The 19,854-nt window shown below is 50.9% G+C and carries 16 protein-coding genes; 11 read left to right on the plus strand and 5 right to left on the minus strand.

The annotated features are described in order from the left end of the window. The first annotated feature begins 8 nt into the window (after positions 1-8). The 11 genes from U8T64_RS07520 to U8T64_RS07570 all read left to right on the plus strand — a co-directional run bounded on the left by U8T64_RS07520 (position 9) and on the right by U8T64_RS07570 (position 10,099). Positions 9-740 (plus strand): hypothetical protein, encoded by a 732-nt coding sequence (locus U8T64_RS07520; protein WP_322182474.1) that lies wholly within the window; start codon positions 9-11, stop codon positions 738-740. A 37-nt stretch (positions 741-777) separates the two neighbouring features. Next, complete coding sequence (gene mutL, locus U8T64_RS07525; RefSeq protein WP_322182476.1) at positions 778-2,709, plus strand: DNA mismatch repair endonuclease MutL; 1,932 nt, start codon at positions 778-780, stop codon at positions 2,707-2,709. A gap of 18 nt (positions 2,710-2,727) precedes the next feature. Beyond that, on the plus strand, positions 2,728-3,696 hold the full coding sequence (gene miaA / locus U8T64_RS07530) for a tRNA (adenosine(37)-N6)-dimethylallyltransferase MiaA (RefSeq protein WP_322182478.1): 969 nt from the start codon (positions 2,728-2,730) through the stop codon (positions 3,694-3,696). Continuing rightward, on the plus strand, positions 3,693-5,000 hold the full coding sequence (locus U8T64_RS07535) for a biotin/lipoyl attachment domain-containing protein (protein ID WP_322182480.1): 1,308 nt from the start codon (positions 3,693-3,695) through the stop codon (positions 4,998-5,000). Before miaA ends, U8T64_RS07535 begins: the two co-directional genes overlap by 4 nt. Further along, entirely contained in the window at positions 4,978-5,697 is a 720-nt protein-coding gene (locus U8T64_RS07540; protein WP_322182482.1) for a YggS family pyridoxal phosphate-dependent enzyme, read from the plus strand. The genes U8T64_RS07535 and U8T64_RS07540 overlap by 23 nt, the downstream gene beginning before the upstream one ends. 36 nt (positions 5,698-5,733) lie before the next feature. Then, on the plus strand, positions 5,734-6,207 hold the full coding sequence (locus tag U8T64_RS07545) for a cell division protein SepF (RefSeq protein WP_322182484.1): 474 nt from the start codon (positions 5,734-5,736) through the stop codon (positions 6,205-6,207). Positions 6,208-6,210: 3 nt separating this feature from the next. Beyond that, positions 6,211-6,957, plus strand: coding sequence for a YlmH/Sll1252 family protein (locus U8T64_RS07550; RefSeq protein WP_322182487.1), 747 nt, complete (start codon positions 6,211-6,213; stop codon positions 6,955-6,957). A gap of 15 nt (positions 6,958-6,972) precedes the next feature. Continuing rightward, positions 6,973-8,007, plus strand: coding sequence for a DivIVA domain-containing protein (locus U8T64_RS07555; RefSeq protein ID WP_322182489.1), 1,035 nt, complete (start codon positions 6,973-6,975; stop codon positions 8,005-8,007). A 107-nt stretch (positions 8,008-8,114) separates the two neighbouring features. Beyond that, positions 8,115-8,642 carry a signal peptidase II gene (gene lspA, locus U8T64_RS07560; RefSeq protein WP_322182491.1) on the plus strand — a complete coding sequence of 176 codons (528 nt, stop codon included), beginning with the start codon at positions 8,115-8,117 and terminating at the stop codon, positions 8,640-8,642. Beyond that, positions 8,639-9,562, plus strand: coding sequence for an RluA family pseudouridine synthase (locus tag U8T64_RS07565; protein WP_322182493.1), 924 nt, complete (start codon positions 8,639-8,641; stop codon positions 9,560-9,562). The genes lspA and U8T64_RS07565 overlap by 4 nt, the downstream gene beginning before the upstream one ends. Before the next feature lie 36 nt (positions 9,563-9,598). Next, entirely contained in the window at positions 9,599-10,099 is a 501-nt protein-coding gene (locus U8T64_RS07570; protein ID WP_322182495.1) for a ComEA family DNA-binding protein, read from the plus strand. Positions 10,100-10,831: 732 nt separating this feature from the next. Here U8T64_RS07570 and U8T64_RS07575 read toward each other — a convergent pair. The 5 genes from U8T64_RS07575 to U8T64_RS07595 form a co-directional block, all read right to left on the minus strand. Continuing rightward, the gene (locus tag U8T64_RS07575) at positions 10,832-14,284 is read right to left on the minus strand and encodes an immunoglobulin-like domain-containing protein (RefSeq protein WP_322182497.1); all 3,453 of its coding nucleotides are present in this window, start codon (positions 14,282-14,284) and stop codon (positions 10,832-10,834) included. A 393-nt stretch (positions 14,285-14,677) separates the two neighbouring features. Further along, entirely contained in the window at positions 14,678-15,679 is a 1,002-nt protein-coding gene (locus tag U8T64_RS07580) for a Gfo/Idh/MocA family protein (protein ID WP_322182499.1), read from the minus strand. Between the two features lie 4 nt (positions 15,680-15,683). Further along, entirely contained in the window at positions 15,684-16,565 is an 882-nt protein-coding gene (locus U8T64_RS07585; RefSeq protein WP_322182500.1) for a sugar phosphate isomerase/epimerase family protein, read from the minus strand. A 49-nt stretch (positions 16,566-16,614) separates the two neighbouring features. Next, positions 16,615-17,691: a 6-phosphofructokinase gene (locus U8T64_RS07590; RefSeq protein ID WP_322182502.1), complete on the minus strand. Its 1,077-nt coding sequence runs from the start codon at positions 17,689-17,691 to the stop codon at positions 16,615-16,617. A gap of 52 nt (positions 17,692-17,743) precedes the next feature. Continuing rightward, the gene (locus U8T64_RS07595) at positions 17,744-19,852 is read right to left on the minus strand and encodes an RNA degradosome polyphosphate kinase (protein ID WP_322182504.1); all 2,109 of its coding nucleotides are present in this window, start codon (positions 19,850-19,852) and stop codon (positions 17,744-17,746) included. Between the last annotated feature and the right edge of the window lie 2 nt (positions 19,853-19,854).

Raw genomic sequence — 19,854 nt, forward strand, 5'->3', positions numbered from 1 at the left:
CGGAGATAATGGTGGATCTCTTAAGCTCTGATCTGTGCAGGTTTTCCTACCGGGATTGGCTTTCTCATTTTACCCGGAACGACCAGGAAAGACTGAAGATAGATTTCTCAGAGGAAAAGGAACTGAGCGCACAGGCGCGGGCATTGATTTTTCCCTCGATCCGCGCGTTCCAAAAGGGAGAAGGCTCCGACGGCAGATTTTTGAGAACTGCGGTATCCTCTTTTTGTAAAAAGCACGATCTGCCCGATTACGAGAAGGCCATGGATTTGTTTATTCGGGAGGAGAATTGGCATTCTTCTTACTTAAAGCAATATATGGCTTATCATAAAATTGCAGAGCTGCCACACTCTTTTCTGGATCGTGTGTTTCGGCGTCTGCGCCGCTTAGGCGGTCTGCGGTGTGAGGTGATTGTACTGGTCACCGCTGAAATGATAGCGCTTACCTACTACAGCGCGTTAGAACGCTGTACAGATTCCAAGGCGCTGAAAAGCATTTGCGGGCAGATGCTGCAGGATGAGGTTCCTCATGCTATTTTTCAGTCCTATACTTTAAGCAGGTTCAGAAACGGCTTTCCGGCAAGGCTTTTCCGGTGGCTGCTGATGGAGTTTACCTGCCTTGGGGTTTGGAGCGCTTTTCATAAGGTGTATCAAAAGGGCGGTTATACCTTTTCTGGATTTTTTAAGGAAAACCAGGGATACCTGCGGCAGTCGATCCTTCTGGCTGAAAAAAACGAAAAGTAGAGTTAACATAGAAAATGCTCTGGAAAGGGGGTTCCTGATGCCAAAAATACGAGTGCTGGAAAAACAGATCGCCGAGCTGATCGCGGCGGGAGAAGTGGTAGAGCGCCCTTCCTCTGTTATCAAGGAGCTGGTGGAGAATTCTATGGACGCGGGCGCCAGTGTGATCACCGTTGAGATCCGCAGGGGCGGCATCACCTTCATGCGTGTCACAGATAACGGCTGCGGCATTTCTCTGGAGGACGTACCCACGGCTTTTTTGCGCCATGCCACCAGCAAGATCACCCGGCAGGACGATCTGGATTCCATTATGACCCTAGGCTTCCGGGGAGAGGCACTTGCCTCTATTTCCGCGGTGTCCCATGTAGAGCTTCTCACCAAGACGGCGGAGGCGGAGACCGGGGTTCGCTATATGTGCGGCGGGGAGGAAGAGCCCCTGATGGAAGAGGCCGGGTGCCCGGAGGGTACCACGATCTTGATTCGGGATCTCTTTTATAACACGCCCGCCCGCATGAAGTTTTTGAAAAAGGATGCTACAGAGGGCAATTCCGTGGCAGGCGTCATGGATAAGCTGGCCCTTTCCCACCCGGAAATTTCCTTTCGGTTTATCCGGGATGGAAAAGAGGAACTGCGTACGCCGGGCGACAACAAGCTTTCTTCCGCGATTTACGGCGTTTACGGGAAAGAATTTCTATCCACTCTGATCCCGGTGGACTATGAATACGAGCGCGTAAAGGTCACAGGATATATCAGCAAGCCTTCCGGAAGCAGACCCAACCGCTCCATGCAGAATTTCTTTATCAATGGCCGCTATATCCGCAGCCGTACAGCCATGGCTGCCCTGGAGGAGGCCTGTAAGGGCTCGATCATGGTGGGAAAGTTTCCCGCCTGCGTGCTGCACCTTTCCTTGTCCTTTGGAGCTGTAGACGTCAATGTTCACCCGGCGAAGCTGGAGGTGCGCTTTGTCAATGAACGGCCGATCTTCGACGCAGTCTATCACGCCGTCAAGTCTGCCTTAAACACGGAGGACGCGCCGAAGGTTATGGAACTGAAAAGTTCCGGCGTACAGCCCTACGCCCCTGTCTTGGAAAGGCAGGAGCAAATGAAGCTGCCGGTTCCCGGAGAGGCGCCTCAGACTCCGACGAACGCACCGCCAAAGATGCGGGAAGCAGCGGTACTGCGGGACAGCGTGCAGGGAAGAGATACTTTTCACTCCTTTGCACAGCGCGTTCTTGAGCCGGAACCGGAGAAAGCTGCTTTCACGCCGGTTGAGGAAAGCTCCATTTTACTGTCTGCTTCCCAAAAAGAACCATCTTTCTCAGAATCGGTGGAGGAGGCTTTGCCCAGTCTGAAGGAAAAGTCGGCTGTACCGCAGGAAGCACCGAAGCAGCTGCTGGGCGAATTTCATTCCCGAATTTTAGGGGAGGCTTTCGGCACCTATATTCTTGTGGAGTACAGCAGGGAAGAACTGATGTTTATCGATAAACACGCCGCTCACGAGCGTTTGCTTTACGAAAAACTGAAGCAGCAGGGACAGAGCGGAGAGGCACAGGCGCTATTGGAGCCTGTACCCGTAACGCTCGATAAGGAAGAGTATTCCGCGGTGCTGGCCCGGCAGGAAGAGCTTTTGAGCGCCGGCTTTGAAGTGGAGGATTTTGGCAGGGGAACGGTATTGATCCGGTCTGTGCCCTTGCTTTTAGATGGCAGTGACGCCGCGGCCTCCATCATGGAGATCGCCGGTTATCTGGCCTCCTCCAAAAAAGACTTTACCACAGAGCACATGGATTGGGTGTATCACAACGTTGCCTGCCGAGCCGCCATGAAGGCGGGAGACACCACCACCAGAGAAGAGCTGATCTCTCTGGCGGAAGAGCTGGAGAAAAATCCGCAGGTGCGCTATTGCCCTCATGGGCGGCCTGTTTATATTCTTTTGAAGCGCCGGGAAATCGAGCGCCAATTCGGCAGAAGTTAGGAGGGTGTGAAACCCGCCATGGAAAACAAAATTTCTGTGATAGCAGTAGTGGGTCCGACCGCTGCCGGAAAAACGTCCTTTGGCATAGGGCTTGCCCAAAAATTTAACGGAGAGATCGTTTCCTGTGATTCCATGCAGGTTTATCGCGGGCTTCCCATTGGCACGGCCCAGCCCACGCCTGAAGAGCTGGCGCTGGCGCCCCACCATCTGGTTTCCTTTTTGGAATGGGAAGCTGCCTTTAGTGTTTCCGATTATGTGAACTTGGCGGCAAAGACGATCCGCGAGATCAGCGGCAGAGGAAACCTGCCGATCCTTGTAGGAGGAACCGGCCTTTATGCCAGAAGTCTACTGAGGGGATTTTCCTTTGAAGAGAATTGCCGGGACGAAAGCCTGCGGCAGAAGCTGTTTCTTCGCGCGGAGCAGGAAGGGATCGAGCCGCTTTATCGGGAATTGCAGGAGCTGGATCCTATCTCCGCCGAAGAGATCCACCCCCACAATGTAAAGCGTGTGATCCGGGCGCTGGAATATTGTAAGCTTGCGGGAGAGCCCTTTTCCCGGCAGGCAGAGCGTTCCCAAAGTGTCGTTTCGCCTTATCGCTCCCTGATGCTGTGCGTTTCCTTTCGCGACCGGGAAAAGCTGTACGCCAGAATCGACAAGCGAGTAGACGAAATGCTGGAAAAAGGACTTTTGGCGGAGGCGGAAGGCTTTTATCGATTTTGCGCCGGTCAGCTCGCTTTGCCAACAGCGGCACAGGCTATTGGTTATAAGGAACTGTTTCCTTACTTTGAACACAAGATGCCTCTTTCGGAGGCGGTGGAAAATATGAAGCGGGAAAGCCGGAGATATGCCAAACGGCAGATCACCTGGTTTCGCCGGGAGCCGGAGATTCTGTTTCTTTGTCAGGACGATTTTGCGGGCCCGGAAGAGCTTTTACGGGAAGGGATCCGTCTGGTGGAGAAATTCAGAAAAGGAGGAGCCGCTTTATGAACAGTAAAAAAGTGCAGACCCTTGCCGCGGCGGTGCTTACCTTTTTGCTGCTGATCTATGTGGGCTATCAGGTATATCTTACCAACCACAAGGGCATCGTTACGGAAACCGCCATGTACGGAACGGTTTCCGATACCCTGCAGGCCAGGGGCTTTGCCATTCGGGACGAAAAAGTTATCACCGATTCCTATAACGGTGTTTTGACCTACCGGGTAGCGGACGGTACCCGGGTATCCCAGGGCGGGGTGATCGCCGATATTTTTACCAGTGAAAACGATGCCGCGGCACAGAATAAGATCGACCGGATCGACCGGGAGATTGCGAATTTGCAGCTTCTTTCCAAGCCGGCGGATTTTTTTGCCGCCAATCCTTCCATGATCAGCACGCAGATCTATTCCGCCATCGGCAGTATTTTTTCTGAGACCCGAAATCATAATTTTTCCGAGATCTCAGAGCTGAAGGAAAATTTGCAGACTGTATTGAACCGGAAACAGCTCATTACCGGAGAGGAAAGCGCGGAAGACTATCAGCTGCGGATTCAGGAGCTGGAAGCGGAGAAAAATCAGATCTCCTCCGCCGCTGGGGAAGCAATCGACAGTATCCGGTCTCCTGGCGCAGGATATTTTATCAGCAGTACGGACGGCTTTGAGAATGTGGTAGACGTTTCAAAAATACGGGAAATTTCTCCCAATACCGTGCGGGACCTGCTGGGAAGAGAGCGGGGAACGGGTCTGGGCTCTTCTGTAGGAAAAATATGTTCGGATTTCAGCTGGTATCTTGTCTGTGTATTTTCCGACAGCGCCATCTGGCGGTTTGAAGATGTGGAGGAAGTATCCTTGGATATTCCTTTGGCCAGCACGGAGACCATTCCGGCGGTGGTGATCGCCAAAAACAGAGACAGTGAAACAGGGGACACCGCCGTGGTTTTTGAGTGCTCGTATATGGATTCCGATATTGCTTCCGTGCGCAATGAAACTGTGCAGATCAATGTTCATACGTATTCCGGCGTGCTGGTCAGTGAACGGGCTTTGCGGTTTTCCGATGTAACGTATACCGAAACGGATGAAAACGGAAATACGGTGGAAAAGGTCAAGGAAAATGTGAAGGGCGTATATGTTCAAAACGGGCGGCAGCTGGAGTTTGTACAGATTTTTACGGATAAAACAGTAAACGGTTACGCGATCTGCAAAACGGAGCTGAGCGATGAGGAGAGAGAGGCCCTGGTCACAGAATCCACCATTCAGCTTTACGATAACGTTGTAGTGGAGGGAACAGATTTATATGATGGAAAGCCGGTACAGTGATCGCCTGAAAGACTTTGACGAAAATTATAAGCTGGTAACGGAAAAAATCTATAAGGCGGCGGAAAAGGCGGGCCGCTCTCCACAGGAGATCACCCTGCTTGCCGCCACAAAAACAGTCCCGCCGGAGGTGATCCGGCATGCCGTGGCACAAGGGATCATCTGTATTGGAGAAAACAGAGTACAGGAATTTTTGGAAAAATATGAGGAGCTGCGCACCCTTTCCTGTGATCTGCAATTTATCGGCAGGCTGCAAACCAACAAGATAAAATACCTTTTGCGCAAGGTCAGTTGTATTCAATCGGTAGACAGCCTGAAGCTGGCTTCGGAAATTTCCCGGCTATGCGTGCGGGAAAATACCCATATGAACGTATTGATCGAAGTTAACATCGGAAGGGAAGAGAGCAAAGGCGGTATTTTTCCAGAGGCTTTGCCGGAACTTGTAGATCAGGTTCGGGAATTGCCCGGAATTACCGTGCACGGGCTGATGGCAATCCCGCCGGATTGTGGAGATCCCAGCCGCCTTTTTCAGTATTTTTCTTCCATGAGACAATATTATGTTGACATAGCGGCCAAAAAATTGGATAATGTATTTATGGATTGTCTGTCCATGGGAATGTCTTCAGATTTTCCGGCGGCGATCGAGTGCGGCGCCACGATGGTGCGGGTCGGCTCAGCGCTGTTTGGAAAGAGAGGCTGAAGGATAGAATGAGCAATAGGGATGGTGAATAGTGAAATGGCAAACCTTCGGGATAAATTTCAAAGGCTGATCAGGCCGCCGGACGATGAGTATGAAGAGTATTATGATGAGGAGGAACAGGAAGACGAGGACTATGGCGATTACAGCGAGTCCAGGCGTTCTTCCTATGCTGCCTTTTCCACCCGTACAGATCCCCGTGAAAACAAGGTGGTAAATTTCAGCGCAAAATCTCAGCTTCAAATGGTAGTATTTAAGCCCACTTCTTTCGGAGAGGAAGCGCGCAATATTGCCGATGAGCTTCTCAAGCGCCACACGGTGGTGCTGAATCTGGAAAAAACAGACAAGGAAGCCTCCAGGCGTATTGTGGATTTTTTAAGCGGCGTAGCTTACGCCAATAACGGAAAGCTGAAGCCCATCGCTGCCAATATCGTGATCGTTACCCCTTATAATGTGGACGTGATGGGAGACGACGTTCTGGACGAGCTGGAAAGCAGCGGGATCTATTTCTAAGCGATGCAGAAGGAAAGTGACGCGCTGCTGCTGGCAAAGCTTCAGGACTGCATTTCCCTTTCTCAAAAACGCCCCTGCTTTTTGGGATTTTTGGGAGAAGGGGAGATCGCCGTCTGTGAGGAAGCTTTAAAAAGAAGCCGTATGGAAAATTGGCTTTTCTGGGGCGGCCATGAAGAGGCGGAGCGCAGGCTCTTAGGTCTGTTTCCGGATTATCTGGAGCCGCAGGCAGAGCTTTTCCCGCTTGCTCCCCTGACCTTCCTGTTCCGGGAAGCCGACGCTCTTTCTCACCGCGATTTTCTGGGTTCCTTTATGGCTTTAGGGGTCGAAAGAGACGTGATCGGGGATATCCTTGTGGGTCAGGGGCGCTGTGTGGCATTTATTCGCAGGGAAATGGAGGCTTATTTCCTTCAAAATTTGAAAAAAATCGGACGTGTTGGCGTCCGGGTGCTTTCCGGAGTGGAAGGCGAGCTTCCCGGTCGGAAGGAATTTGAAACGCTTTCTGGCGTAGTGGCGTCACAAAGATTGGATTGCCTGGTTGCTTTTGTGTGCCGCGTCAGCAGAGAAAAAGCCGCTGGACTGATCACAGCCGGAATGGTGGCCCGTAACCATAAAGAAGCACTTTCCGTTTCTGAGCAGTTGAAGGAAGGGGACTCACTGTCGGTTCGGAAACACGGAAGGTTTATCATAGATCGTTTGGGCCCTTTGACCGGTAAGGGGCGGCTGTCCGTACAGTGCAGGAAATATAAATAAGGGGGATTCTTCCAAATGTTGACCGTAAAAGAGATCAATGAGGTAAGTTTCGGAAAGGCAGGCTTTTCAGGCTATAAGCCGGAGGACGTGGACAACTTTATCGACGAGGTCGCCGCTTCCTTTCAGCAGCTGGAGGCAGAGCGGAATAACGCCTTAAAGCACGCGCAGGAGCTTACTGTACAAAATTCTGAGCTTTCCGCGAAAAATGCCGAGATCCAGGAAAAGCTGGCTATTCTTGCCAAAAAGGTGGAATCTTACCGAGAAGATGAAGATGGGATCAAGGATGTGCTGCTCAGCGCGCAAAGACTGGCAAAGGATTCTGTACAGGAGGCAAAGGATAAGGCCGCCGTTATTTTGCAGGACGCCCAGGATACCGCCAGAAAAATTACGGAAGACGCAAAGTCTGAGGCGGAGAAGGCCACCAGGCAGTACATGCTCCAGACAGAGGAGAAGAAGGAAGAGCTGGAAGAAATGAAACGGCAGGTTTCCGCCTTCCGTGCGTCTCTGTTGGAAATGTATAAAAAGCATCTGGAATGTATCAATCACATTCCGAATTTCCGGCAAAAGGAAAAAGCAGAAGAGGAAGAAGTATCCGCTGTTTCGGAGGAATACAGAGAACCTGTAAAGGAAGAACCGGTTCAGGCGCTGACTCCTGTGGCAGAGCAGGCGGCCCCGCAGCCTGAAAAGGTGGTTCAGATCCCGAAAGAGGCCCCTCGTCCGCAGCAGGAGCCCGTTCGGCAGCCAGCACCTGCGGAACAGGAGGCTTCCGTAAAGCAGCCCCCGCAGCGAAAGCCCCAGCCTGCGCCGGTAAACCGTAAAGAGGAGACCAGCCGCCCTACTCTTCATGACCGGGTAGATTATACGGTAGATCAGCGGTTTACTCCCGAGGAAGAGGAAGAGTTTCTGGACGATGACCTTTCCGATGTGGGGATCGACCTGAAAACCTACAGCAATATCCCTGAAACGCTGAAGCATGAAAAGGAAAGCCATTTCAGCCATTTGGAATTCGGGGACGATGTAGACCTGGGGAAGAAAAAGCGTAAAAAGTGATTTTGCGGGCGCAAATTTTGCAGGATTTGCGCCCTTTTTCATAGGATACTTGTGCTAGAGTATTAGCGTATAAAACGAATCAAATAACAAAAAAGGGTGGCTGTTCTTTGGAAGAAAGAAAAAATATTTCTCATTTTTTACGTGCAGTAGCTCTGCTGATCGCCGCAGGCCTGCTGCTTGCGGTAGATATTGTCGCAAAACGCTGTGTTCTGCGGTATTTGAAGCCCATGAAGCCGATATCCTTGATCGATGGGCTTTTGGAGCTTTCCTATGTGGAAAATACAGGTGCGGCATTTGGCCTGTTTAAGAACATGATGTGGCTGGTCATTCTGATCACTGTAATTGCCGTAGCGGTGATTTTGGTGCTGCTGTTTCGCTATCAGAAGCACACCTTTTTCAGCTATGCTTCCTGCGCGCTTTTGATAGCGGGCGGGATAGGAAACCTGCTGGATCGGATCCTTTACGGCTTTGTGGTAGATTATATCCACGTGCTTTTCTTTGACTATATTTTTAATTTTGCCGATTGCTGCGTTACGGTAGGCGCGGTGTTGTTTGTCATTCATGTGCTTTTGATCTCCCTGCGGGAGAAGAAAATGCAGGAGGAAGCAAAAGTTTCTTCGGAGCATGCGGAATGAGCGGGGAAGTGCTTTGCCTTACGGTAGAAAACGCGGGCCTTCGGCTTGATAAGTGGCTGGCAGAGCAGCTGGAGGGAATGACGCGTTCTTCTATTCAAAATTTAATTCAGGCAGGCTGTGTGACCTGCGGAGGAAAGCCGCTTACCAAAAGCGCAAAGCTGTCCTCCGGCGATGAGGTTATCGTAACGCTTCCCGAGCCGACACAGCCCGATGTAAAACCGGAACAGATCCCCCTTGAGATCGTCTATGAGGACGAAGACCTGCTGGTGGTCAATAAGCCGAAGGGCATGGTAGTTCACCCCGCCCCGGGTAATCAGGAAGGAACGCTGGTAAATGCGCTGCTGTTTCACTGCGGCGATTCTCTTTCCGGCATTAACGGTGTGGCACGGCCCGGCATCGTTCACCGTATCGATAAGGACACCAGCGGCCTTTTGATCGTGGCAAAAAATGATTTTTCCCATGTGGGCCTGGCCCGGCAGATCCAGGCCCATTCCTTTACCAGGGAGTACAGCGCTGTCGTATACGGCGCTGTAAAGCAGGAGCGGGGCACAGTAGACCTTCCTATTGGCCGCCACCCCGTGGAACGAAAAAAGATGGCGGTTTTGCCAAGCTCCCCATCGGCTCGGAACGCGGTAACGCATTTTGAAGTGACGGATCGGTATGAAGGCTTTACACAGCTTCGGCTCCGTCTGGAAACAGGGCGTACCCATCAGATACGGGTGCATATGGCCGCTTTGGGGCACCCTGTGGCTGGGGATCCGGTGTATGGGCCTAAAAAGGTGATCGCCTCTCTGCACGGGCAGTGCCTGCATGCGGGCCGTATTGGTTTTGTGCACCCGCGCAGCGAAGAATATCTGGAATTTGAAGCGCCGCTGCCCGCCTATTTTACAGAGTTTTTGCAAAAGCTTCGCAGGATATAGAAGCAGATCCAGCACGGAGAAAAGGGGAGACTGCTCATGCCGGAGAAAAAAGAGAAAAAACCGGAAAAGCAGACCGCCTATATCGGCCTGACGATTCTTTTTTTCCTTTTCATTGCGGTCGTCATGGTCTTGGTAAAATTTCGCCTGGTTCAACCGGTGAATCTCTATGTCGTCTCTGAGCCGTCGGACTCTTTGCAGACGGCATCAGAACCTGCTTCTTCCTCAGCGGAAGAAGTGATGGCCGGTGCTGTGAAAGATATCCTTCGGGAAGCGCTGGATATCCGGGAAGAATCCCATGCCTCGAATTTACAGGAGCCGGAAAGCCAAGGGGCTTCTGCGGAAAAGAAGATCAATATCAATACGGCGAGCCAGTCAGAGCTGGAAACGCTGCCTGGCATCGGCCCAAAATTGGCGGAACGTATCGTTCAGTACCGGGAGGAGCAGGGCGCCTTTTCCGAAATTGAAGATATTATGGCGGTAAAAGGGATCGGAGAAAAGAAATTTAAAAAGCTGCGAGAGTATATTGTCATATCGTGAAGAGCTGGGCTTCTAACTGTGAGTGGTTGATGGAAGAGGCGGAAAACAATTAGGAATGAGCAATTAGGAAAGGCAAAGTTCGCTAAATTGGAATTTAGCTGACTAACGAATAGCACTACCCCTTGCCTCCCCTGAATAGGGGAAGAAGGTTGCTTTGCAATCTTCTGGGACCGCCGATAGGCAGTGGAGAGGTTCCAGCTCGCTAAAAATCCATATAGAACCTGATTTTTATAGCCTTCCAGCACGGAACCCCTCAGTCACGGCTTTGCCGCCGTGACAGCTTTCTACGCTGTCGCTTCGGTCGGTGCTGGACGGTCTCCACCGGAGACCAGCACCCCTTTCAGGGGTGAGCGCATCCCGGTGGGGGGAAGGTCTCCAGTGGAGACCGCTCTGACCCGACCGAGCCGACAGGCGAGAAAGCCAAGGGGTGCCATATAAACTATAATTTACTGGTTATCCGCCTGCCTTCTTCCTGTCATTCTGAACGAAGTGAAGAATCTCGTCCTTTTGTCTTTTCTCTGGGAATTAAGAGCGAGATTCTTCGTCACTTCGTTCCTCAGAATGACCAAAAGTGCGGACTTGCTCTTTTCTAACGACTAACAACTAACGGCTAGTTTGTTAAACTACAATTTACCCCTCCCATTTTCACACTTACCCCGCCATTTCAAATATGAAAAAGGCAGACCTGAACCAGAGATTTCAGGTCTGCCTTACGTTCTTTAGTAGCTTTTTTTACAGCCCACAATACCGTGTCAGCATGGACGCCGCCTCGGCCCTTGTGGCTTTCCCTTGGGGATCGAGAATTCCGTTTCCCTTCCCGGAGAGAATCCCGGTTTCCACTGCCCAGCAAAGGGCCGGTTTTGCGTACTTGCTGGCTTTTTTGCTGTCTGTGAAGGCTTCCAGATTTCCGGTAGTTTTCGGGCTTCCCGCATAGCGGTACAGCATGCTGACCAGCTGCTCTCTGGTAACGGGATCGTCCGGGCCGAACAGGGTTTCGCTGTACCCGACCACAATTCCCTGCTCCGCCGCCCAGGCGATGGCTTCGGAATAATACCTTCCGGCCGATACGTCCTCGAAGGCTGAGAGTTTGGAAACCTCCGGCTCCTCTTCCAGGCGGTACAGAACTGAGGCCAGCATTGCCCGGGTCATGGGTATATGGGGGGCAAACTCTGTTTCTGATACTCCCGCGAACAGCTTATGCGAATAGGTAAAACTTACTGGTTCATAGTACCAGGTTCCTTTTGTAACATCGGTAAAGGGCAGATCGGAAGGTATAGGAGGTGGAGGAATCGGTGCAGACACATTGGGATCAATTACTCTTACCCTGCGGGTTATCTCCGTAAGGTTTCCCGCTTTGTCAGTGGCGTTGTATCTCACTGTGTAGGTTCCAGCCGTTTCAGTATCTAATTTAGAGGCGTCGATCTCCAGCTTGCTTTGTATCTCCGTATCCTGGTTATCTGCCACTTCCGCGCCCGGCTCTTCGTATACTTCCCCCAGCTTAATTGTAAGAGGGTTCTCTCCCAGCAGGGTGATCACCGGCGGCTCTTTATCGATCCAGTCCACCGTGGCGATAGCTGACCCCTTATTTCCTGCTTCATCTTCAAACTTGAAGGTGAAGCTGCCGTTTTCTGGGAAGGTGTGGCTCAGGCCTCCGTCACTTGTTACCGTTACTTCTTCTGATGGAGTAATGGCAGCAATCACGTCCTGGTTCGTCAGCTTGTGGGGGGAATACGTTATGGTGGCGGTGGGCGCTTCTTTATCGATCCAGGTAACAGAGGCGGCTACTGTGCCTTTTGTTCCGGCGGCGTTTTGAATCTCGAATTCAAAGCTTCCGTTCTCTGCAAACACATGGGTATTGCTGCCGCCATTATTGAGGATCGTTGTTCCGGAGGGAACGGTCAAAGTAGCGGTAACATCTTGATTGGTTGGGTCGGTGATATCATAGCTCATAGTTCCTGTAGGCAGGGATTTATCAATATTGCTTACCGTGGCAACAGCTGTGCCCTTGTTTCCAGCTTCGTCTTCAAATTCAAAGGTGAAGCTGCCGTTTTCGGTGAAGGTATAGCTTAAACTGCCGTTCTCAGTGTTTGTCACTGTCACTGATTCTGAGGGGGTAATGGCAGCTACTACATCGCCGTTGGTGGGCTGGGTAGTGGAATAGCTTACAGTAGCAGTCGGCGCTATGGTGTCCTGCACAATAACTTCCCGCTCCACGGTGGTTTCATTGCCTGCATGATCGGTGGCGGTGTAGGTTACGGTATACGTTCCGCACTTTGCTGTGTTTACCTGGGAAGCGTCTATTTCAAGCTTGCCGTCCAGCTTTCCCGCTTTGATATCCGGGTCTAAGTTGTCTGTTACTACTGCTCCGAGCTCGGTATAGGATTCTCCACATTCTATGATTTGTGGAGAAGAGCTTTGCAGTTCTATCTCCGGCGGAGTGTTGTCTACATAGATGATATCTGAAACCACCTCACGGGAGTACATGTTATGATAGGATATCACGCCGTTTGGAATGATATAGCGGAAGGTTCCGTCTCCGGTTAAAGAATCGCTATAAGCCCTTCCAGGAATTATTAGAAAAAGGGATTCTGAAGTTCTGCGCATTCCCTTTAGTCTTAAAAATGATTCATTAAAGGTTCCGTTTGCAATTATTTTCGGCACATTATTATGGCTTATAACGAAATTCCGCATACTGTCAGGTGAGCCAGGAATAATTTCACCGTTACATTTAGCTGTAATTGCAACTTCCAAGGAAGTCCCCTTCCGAATCGCTGTGTGGCTTTGTACGATCTCCAATTCCGGAATAGGAACAATATCCGGATCACGAAATCCTGCCTTTATCACAGCCTTTTCCGGCGTGATGCTTTCTACCTTCAAATACGCACCTGTGTAGATATCATCGTAAAAGTCGCTGTTTACCGGGGTACTATCTGAAGAAAAGATATCGCCAACAGTGTAAAGATCTGAAGAATCGTAATTGAAACATTCATATTTTTCAGGCCTTGTCCGCCCACTTTTATACACGGGGTAAACGTATCTTGTTTCATCTTTATAGACCGTGTATGGACCGCCATTGGCAGTATTACAGTGCCAGATCACAATTCCGGAATTGTTATACATGAGCTCACTATAAAAAGAAGATGTATAAATTGATTTTTGAGACCCATTTCTGTATTCGACAATATAATATTCATCAAAAGGAAACATTAGGGGATCAGGAATCAGAACAACCGCCTTGGTTTGTTCCATTCCTGAATAATCTTCCGCTGCATACAATTCCATCTCGGTTACTTCATTTTCATTTGTTAGAATAACAGGATCTACCCACCCTAAAAGCACTTTATCATAGATGTTCAGATAGCAGTCACCACCACCCATATATTCCGACAAGCTGTAATCGATCCATGTATAGCTTGATGTTGGGTAATGGTCAGGCAGCCCCATCATATGACCAATTTCATGGCATTCTGTCCTTCGCTCTTCTGCCCCCCAAATATCCACTGCTTCCTGACTCCAAGGGTCTTTTTCAAACATAACCGTGGTAGAACATGACGAAAAGCCTTCTAAACGACCTATACTTGATACATGGTTTCCGAAAACACCACCTTGGTTTACCGATGTTCCCTCCGGCGTCAGTTCCGAAGTCACATAAAATCTGACGATTACACCATCTACCAAACCATCTTGGTCACTGTCGTAATCTTCTTTTTTCAAAACACCTGTTTCTACATAACTTTTTAGGATTTCGACTACTAAATTAGTGCCGTCTGACCGGCTCTTAAAGTGATTAGCAGGGTATTCTGAATGATAGATTGGAAGGATATCCCCGGTAAGGTCCAATCTACCATAAGACAGCTTTTGATAAGCGCCCCGAACAGCCTGAGCAAAGGGAGATTCCTTTGCCAACGCAGGGTCATATTCCGCGTTAAAGTATTCCTCGCACTTTTCCAGGAAGCCCTTTTCGTCCTCTATCCGATATCCATCAAAATCCACCAGAATAACAGGAAGCCTTACCGAGCCAATGGAAGGCATAGCTTTCGGTTCCCGCTGCTGTTTCATATAGGTTGCAGAAGGGTCAAGATTTTTCCTGCTTTCGTTCTGAGATAGGTTATTCTCCGCAAATGCAGGAATAGCTTGTGCTGCCAACAGAGAAAACGCAAGCAGAATGGAAAGTAAGCGTTTCATAAAATCACCTTTGGGGTAGTTGCTGGGGGATAAGGAAGAGCACTTTCAAAAGGAACGGGCAGGAAATAGTGCTGGTATTTCCTGCCTGCCTTTTTATGTGTGGAAATACGTCTCACGGTGAGACGTATTTCCAGTTGTGTCTTTTGATCACTTTTCCTCTGAATACAGAGAAATCACTTCTTCTTTTATCGTACCATCTTTATACTGAAGTTTCAACAAATACTTGTGTTCCACGTACCTTGGGATTTCTTCCGTTTTTGCCTGATTTGAGGATAGGGAACCTCCAAAAATCCTCCCGAACGGACACGGTTTTACCTCACCGGCATAACATGGACTTTCAGAGATCCCCTACAGATTTGCTATCGGCAAATTCCTTATTAAATTGCAAAGATTTTACTTTCTCATGTCGCTGGGAAAGCTGATTTCCAGCTGTTTTCTGGCAGCTTCCATAAATTCAGAAACCTCCAAGCTCAAGGCGGCGCAGCGCAGATATTCTTCCCGTGAGGCCTCCGGCTCTATGATATAGCGGTAGAAGTCCTTCGCTTCCCAGCCCATCAGCTGATATTTTTCGTCGTTGACGCCGTGCAGCTGCTCCGTGGAGCCGTCCTTGTACCGCAGGCTGATCCCTGCCAAGCGGGAAATGGATTCTACACTGACGGTTCCGTCCGTTCCCTGAAAATCGCTGTTCGCCCCGGCCTGTCCCATTTTGGAATAGGTGAGCGTCACCAGCTTGTCAGGGTAGCGCAGGGTAAGAATTCCGCCGCCGTCCAGGCCGCTGGTGGTGGAAACCGAATCGGCATGAACGCTTTCCGGTTTTCCGAATAAGGCCAGGGCAGGGTAGACGCAGTAAACACCCAGGTCCATCAAAGCGCCGGTTTCCAGCTGGGGGTTGAAAATATTGGGCAGGTCCCCGGCAAGGTAAGAATCCAGCTTGGAGGAGCGCTGGCAGAAATCCAGCTTGACCATGGTGATCCGGCCGATCCTGCTCAAGGCTTCCTCAAGGATCTTTCTCTGGGGAAGGTGGAGATACATGATAGCCTCCAGAAAGATCAGGCCCCGCTCTTCGGCAATGTCTTGCAGTTCGCAAACCTTGTATGCCTGAGCACACAGCGGCTTTTCGCAGATCACATGCTTTCCATGCTCCAAAAGCAGCTTGCATTGGCTGTAATGAAAGGCGTTGGGACTTGCCACATATACAGCGTCCAGGTCGGGGGAGGAGGCAAATTCCTCCAAATCGGTAAAAACAGATTTCGCGCCGTGTTTTGCGGCATATTCTTCTCCGCGCTCCCGGGAACGGGAGTATACGGCGGAAAGCTCCCATAAGCCGCTGTCTTTCGCGCCGTGTATGTATTCGTCTGTGATCCACCCGGAGCCTACTGTACCAAAACGCAGCATAAATTTATACCTCTTCCCAGTAGCGCTTCAAATTGGCAAGGCCAATGCGCAAAGCGTCGATAGGATCCTCCATGCCTTCAAACTCAATGGCGATGGTATCGTCATATCCGGCAGCCTTTAAGGTGCGCAGGCACTGCTTTACCGGCACATTGCCATGGCCGATGATGGTGCCGCGAAGATAATTCCCCGCCCTTGTCTGGAAAGCGCCCTCGCCGGGATCGGCATCGTAAAAGCTCTTCCATACGAAATCCTTGGCATGGACATACTTGGTATAGGGAGCTACTCTGGCTACCGCTAAAGAAGGATCCTCGTCAGCGCACATGAAATTTCCCATATCGCAGAGCAGGGCGAAATTCGGGTGGTTTACAGCATTGTATAGCTTTTCCACACGGTCGGAATCCTGAGAGAAAAAGCCATGGTTCTCCGTCATGGTCATCACGCCCTTGGAGGCGGCGTATTCGGCCACCTGGCGAATGGGTTCCACCAAAAGGGGAATGGCGCTGTCATAACTGCCGCGGCAGGCGGCGTCTTTTGGGGAAAAGCCGGAGGTAACATCGTGACGCATTCTAGACGCGCCTAGCGCGGCGGTAAAATCCACATAGGATTTGATCCTTGTCACTTCTTTCGCCGTGTCGCCGTCGCTGCCGTTTAAGAAATCGGCGCCGATGGCCACAGAAGAGATCGCAAGGCCATGCTTATCGGCTTCGGCCCGAATTTCCGCCGCCCGCTGAGGCATTTCCTCCGGCGTGCAGTCCACATTGACAAAATCCACGATCTCAACGGCGTCAAAGCCAAGCTCCTTCGCCTTGGCGATGCACTGCATGGGGGTCAGCGCGCCGCTGCGGATAGATTTAAAAAAGCTGTACAAGCTTACTGAGAATTTCATAGTAATATTCCTTTGCTAAATATAGTGTGATTTAATGGGAAACTGTCCTTTAATCGCCAAAGCTGATACCGATCTGACGGGCGGCCTGGATCTCACTGCAATCCACAGGAACAGCCTTCAGCTTTCCGGCCACGTCCTGAAGGGGAACAGGAACCGTGTTTCCATTCACCATACCCACCATTACGCCAAAGCGTTTTTCTTTAATAAAGCGCGCCGCTGTAGCGCCCAGCCGGGTGCACAGCACACGATCATACGCGCAGGGGCTGCCGCCGCGCTGGAAATGGCCGGGAACGCAAACGCGGATCTCATTGTCGATTTTCTCCTGAAGCTCCTCGGCGATCCGATAAACAATAGAGGGGTGCTTGAAATCAGCCCGGGCTTTTTTGAACTCTTTCTTGGAAAGGGCGGCTTCTTCCTTGGAAATAGCGCCCTCGGCCACGGCCAGAATGGAGAATTTCTTGCCCTTCTCAATGCGATTATTCAAGGTTTTGGCAATCTTGTTGATATCATAGGGGATCTCCGGCAGCAGGATCACATCGGCGCCGCCAGCAATACCGGCGGACAGGGTAAGCCAGCCCACCTTATGTCCCATCACCTCTACAATAAAGATCCTTCCGTGGGAGGTGGCGGTAGTGTGGATACAGTCGATCACATTGGTGGCGATCTCCACAGCGCTGTGGAAGCCGAAGGTGATGTCCGTACCCCAGATATCGTTATCGATAGTTTTGGGAAGATGGATCACATTCAGGCCTTCCTCCCGAAGAAGATTGGCTGTTTTTTGTGTGCCGTTGCCGCCCAGGATCACCAGGCAGTCCAGCTTCATCTTCTTGTAGTTGTCCTTCATGGATTTTACCTTGTCCACGCTGGTTTCATCGATCACACGCATGGTCTTAAAGGGCTGCCGGGAGGTTCCCAGCAGAGTGCCGCCCAGAGTGAGGATCCCGGAAAAATCAGATTCCTTCATCAGCTTGTACTCGCCGAAAATCAGGCCCTTATAGCCGTCTTTGATCCCGTAGATTTCTACATTGTCGCCGAATTCTTCATAGAGACCTTTCGCAACGCCGCGAATGGCGGCGTTCAAGCCCTGGCAATCTCCGCCGCTGGTCAGAATACCTACTCTTTTCATGAAATTTCTCCTTCCAGAAATAAAATGATATATCGCGGAACAGGCCGCTTTTTCAGATGCCTGTTTCTTCACCGGAATGAATGGGGATCAAGGGACTGTCGGCCAGAGCCGGCTGAAGCTGAGATAAACGCTCCTGCGCCTGCTTATAAAAGGTAAGCTGGCTGCTGAAGGCCGGCTTGCCCCGGCGGTTGACATGGTGGTAGCTGGTGTTGGAGCCCATGACCCGGGCGTTGGTGTTGTCCTGTAAGAAGGTATCAAGAATTTCAAAAGCCCGCTGCTTTAGGTCCTCGTCCTCTACCGGGAATACCAGTTCGATCCGGCGGTCCAGATTTCTGGGCATCCAGTCCGCGCTGCCCAGATAAATTTTTGGGAACCCGGCGTTTTCAAACCGGAAAATGCGGCTATGCTCCAAAAGCTGCCCGACAATGCTAATCACGCTGATGTTTTCGCTGATCCCCTCCAGCCCCGGGATCAGGCAGCAGATGCCCCGCACCACCAAACGGATCGGTACACCGGCCTGAGAGGCCTCGTACAGCAGCCCGATGATCTCGGGATCCACCAGGGAATTTACCTTGGCGGTAATGCCGCAGGGAAGCCCCTGCCGGGCATTGACGGTTTCCGCCTTGATCATGCGAAGAAAGAAATTCCTCATGCCGTGAGGCGCCACCACAAAATGCCTGTACTCCGGCGGGCGGGAATAGCCTGTGATCACATTGAACAGGGAAGAGGCATCCGCTCCGTATTGGCTGTTACAGGTGAACAGTCCCAGGTCTGTGTATATTTTTGCTGTAGAATCATTATAATTACCGGTTCCCAGGTGCAGATAGCGCCGAATGCCGTCATCTTCCTGGCGCACTACAAGGGCGATCTTACAGTGAGTTTTCAGGCCGTGAAGACCGTAGATCACATGGCAGCCCGCCTTTTCCAGCTTTGTGGCCCAGTTGATGTTGTTTTCTTCATCAAAGCGGGCCTTCAGCTCTACCAGAACAGTGACCTGTTTCCCGTTTTCCGCTGCCTTGATCAGCGCCGCTACAATGGGAGAATTGCCGCTGACCCGGTAAAGGGTCTGTTTGATGGCAAGCACATTTTCGTCCTGCGCCGCCTGCTCAACAAATCGAACCACGCAATCAAAGCTTTCATATGGGTGATGCACCATTCTGTCCTTTTCCCGAATGGCTTCAAAAAGATCGTCATATCCCCAAAAATCTGCGGGGGCAACAGGCCGAATGGGCTTGAAGCACATAGCTTCAAAACCGGATACACCGGCAAACTTCGAGAAGAAGGTTAGATCCAGCGGGCCGGGCAGCTGGTAGATCTCATTCTTTTTGATTTTGAGCATTTCCGTGAGAAAGCTGCGAAGGCTTTTCTCGCACTTCTGCAGCAGCTCCAGGCGGACGGGCCTGCCGCGCTTTCTGCGCTTGATCGATTTCTTGACCTCGCTCATGAAATCCTCCGCTTCCTCATCGATCTCCAAATCGGAGTCCCGCGTAATGCGGAAGGGGCAGGCGGCCTTGATCTCATGCAGCTCAAACAGCTCGTTGAGCTTATAAATGATCACGTCTTCCAAAAGCGTAAATGCCCTTCCATCATCGGAGGGAAGCTCCAGGAAACGGGGAAGGATCGAGGGGACCTGAACAATAGCAAAGCATTTTTCTCCCTCCTTGCTTTTCAGAAAGACGGCGATATTTAAGGACTTATTGGCAAGAAGGGGGAAGGGGCGGCTACCGTCTACCGCCAGCGGAGTGAGAACGGGAAACAGCACCCGCTTGAAATACTCAGAAAGATATTGAAGCTGCTCTTCGCTCATTTCCTCACAGCTCAAAAAGCGAACTCCCTGCTGCTGCAACGCGGGCAGGATCGAGCGGTGCAGGCAGGAATACTGCTTTTCCATAAACTTATGAGTTTTCTCTTCCAGCTCTGGAAGCAGTTCTTCAGGCGTAAGATCAAAGCTGTTTTTCTGTTTATAGCCGGAGCTTACCTGGGCTTTTACCCCGGCAATGCGCACCATGAAAAACTCGTCCAGATTCGAACCGGTGATCGCCAGAAACCGCAGGCGTTCCATCAGGGGATTCTCTTTTTTGGTGGCTTCCTCCAGCACACGGGCGTTGAAATCCATCCAGCTCAGTTCTCTGTTATAATAGGGTATTTTCTTATCAGCCATAA

Origin of the sequence: Neglectibacter caecimuris (genome assembly GCF_034335015.1) — a bacterium.
Taxonomy (GTDB): domain Bacteria; phylum Bacillota; class Clostridia; order Oscillospirales; family Acutalibacteraceae; genus Acutalibacter; species Acutalibacter caecimuris_A.

Coding starts and splice junctions, on each gene's coding strand:
- U8T64_RS07590 (WP_322182502.1), bottom strand. CDS start 17,691: ATGAAAAGAGTAGGTATTCTGACCAGCGGCGGAGATTGCCAGGGCTTG.
- U8T64_RS07595 (WP_322182504.1), bottom strand. CDS start 19,852: ATGGCTGATAAGAAAATACCCTATTATAACAGAGAACTGAGCTGGATG.
- U8T64_RS07545 (WP_322182484.1), top strand. CDS start 5,734: ATGGCAAACCTTCGGGATAAATTTCAAAGGCTGATCAGGCCGCCGGAC.
- U8T64_RS07585 (WP_322182500.1), bottom strand. CDS start 16,565: ATGAAATTCTCAGTAAGCTTGTACAGCTTTTTTAAATCTATCCGCAGC.
- U8T64_RS07565 (WP_322182493.1), top strand. CDS start 8,639: ATGAGCGGGGAAGTGCTTTGCCTTACGGTAGAAAACGCGGGCCTTCGG.
- U8T64_RS07535 (WP_322182480.1), top strand. CDS start 3,693: ATGAACAGTAAAAAAGTGCAGACCCTTGCCGCGGCGGTGCTTACCTTT.
- U8T64_RS07575 (WP_322182497.1), bottom strand. CDS start 14,284: ATGAAACGCTTACTTTCCATTCTGCTTGCGTTTTCTCTGTTGGCAGCA.
- U8T64_RS07570 (WP_322182495.1), top strand. CDS start 9,599: ATGCCGGAGAAAAAAGAGAAAAAACCGGAAAAGCAGACCGCCTATATC.
- U8T64_RS07550 (WP_322182487.1), top strand. CDS start 6,211: ATGCAGAAGGAAAGTGACGCGCTGCTGCTGGCAAAGCTTCAGGACTGC.
- mutL (WP_322182476.1), top strand. CDS start 778: ATGCCAAAAATACGAGTGCTGGAAAAACAGATCGCCGAGCTGATCGCG.
- U8T64_RS07520 (WP_322182474.1), top strand. CDS start 9: ATGGTGGATCTCTTAAGCTCTGATCTGTGCAGGTTTTCCTACCGGGAT.
- U8T64_RS07580 (WP_322182499.1), bottom strand. CDS start 15,679: ATGCTGCGTTTTGGTACAGTAGGCTCCGGGTGGATCACAGACGAATAC.
- U8T64_RS07555 (WP_322182489.1), top strand. CDS start 6,973: ATGTTGACCGTAAAAGAGATCAATGAGGTAAGTTTCGGAAAGGCAGGC.
- miaA (WP_322182478.1), top strand. CDS start 2,728: ATGGAAAACAAAATTTCTGTGATAGCAGTAGTGGGTCCGACCGCTGCC.
- U8T64_RS07540 (WP_322182482.1), top strand. CDS start 4,978: ATGATGGAAAGCCGGTACAGTGATCGCCTGAAAGACTTTGACGAAAAT.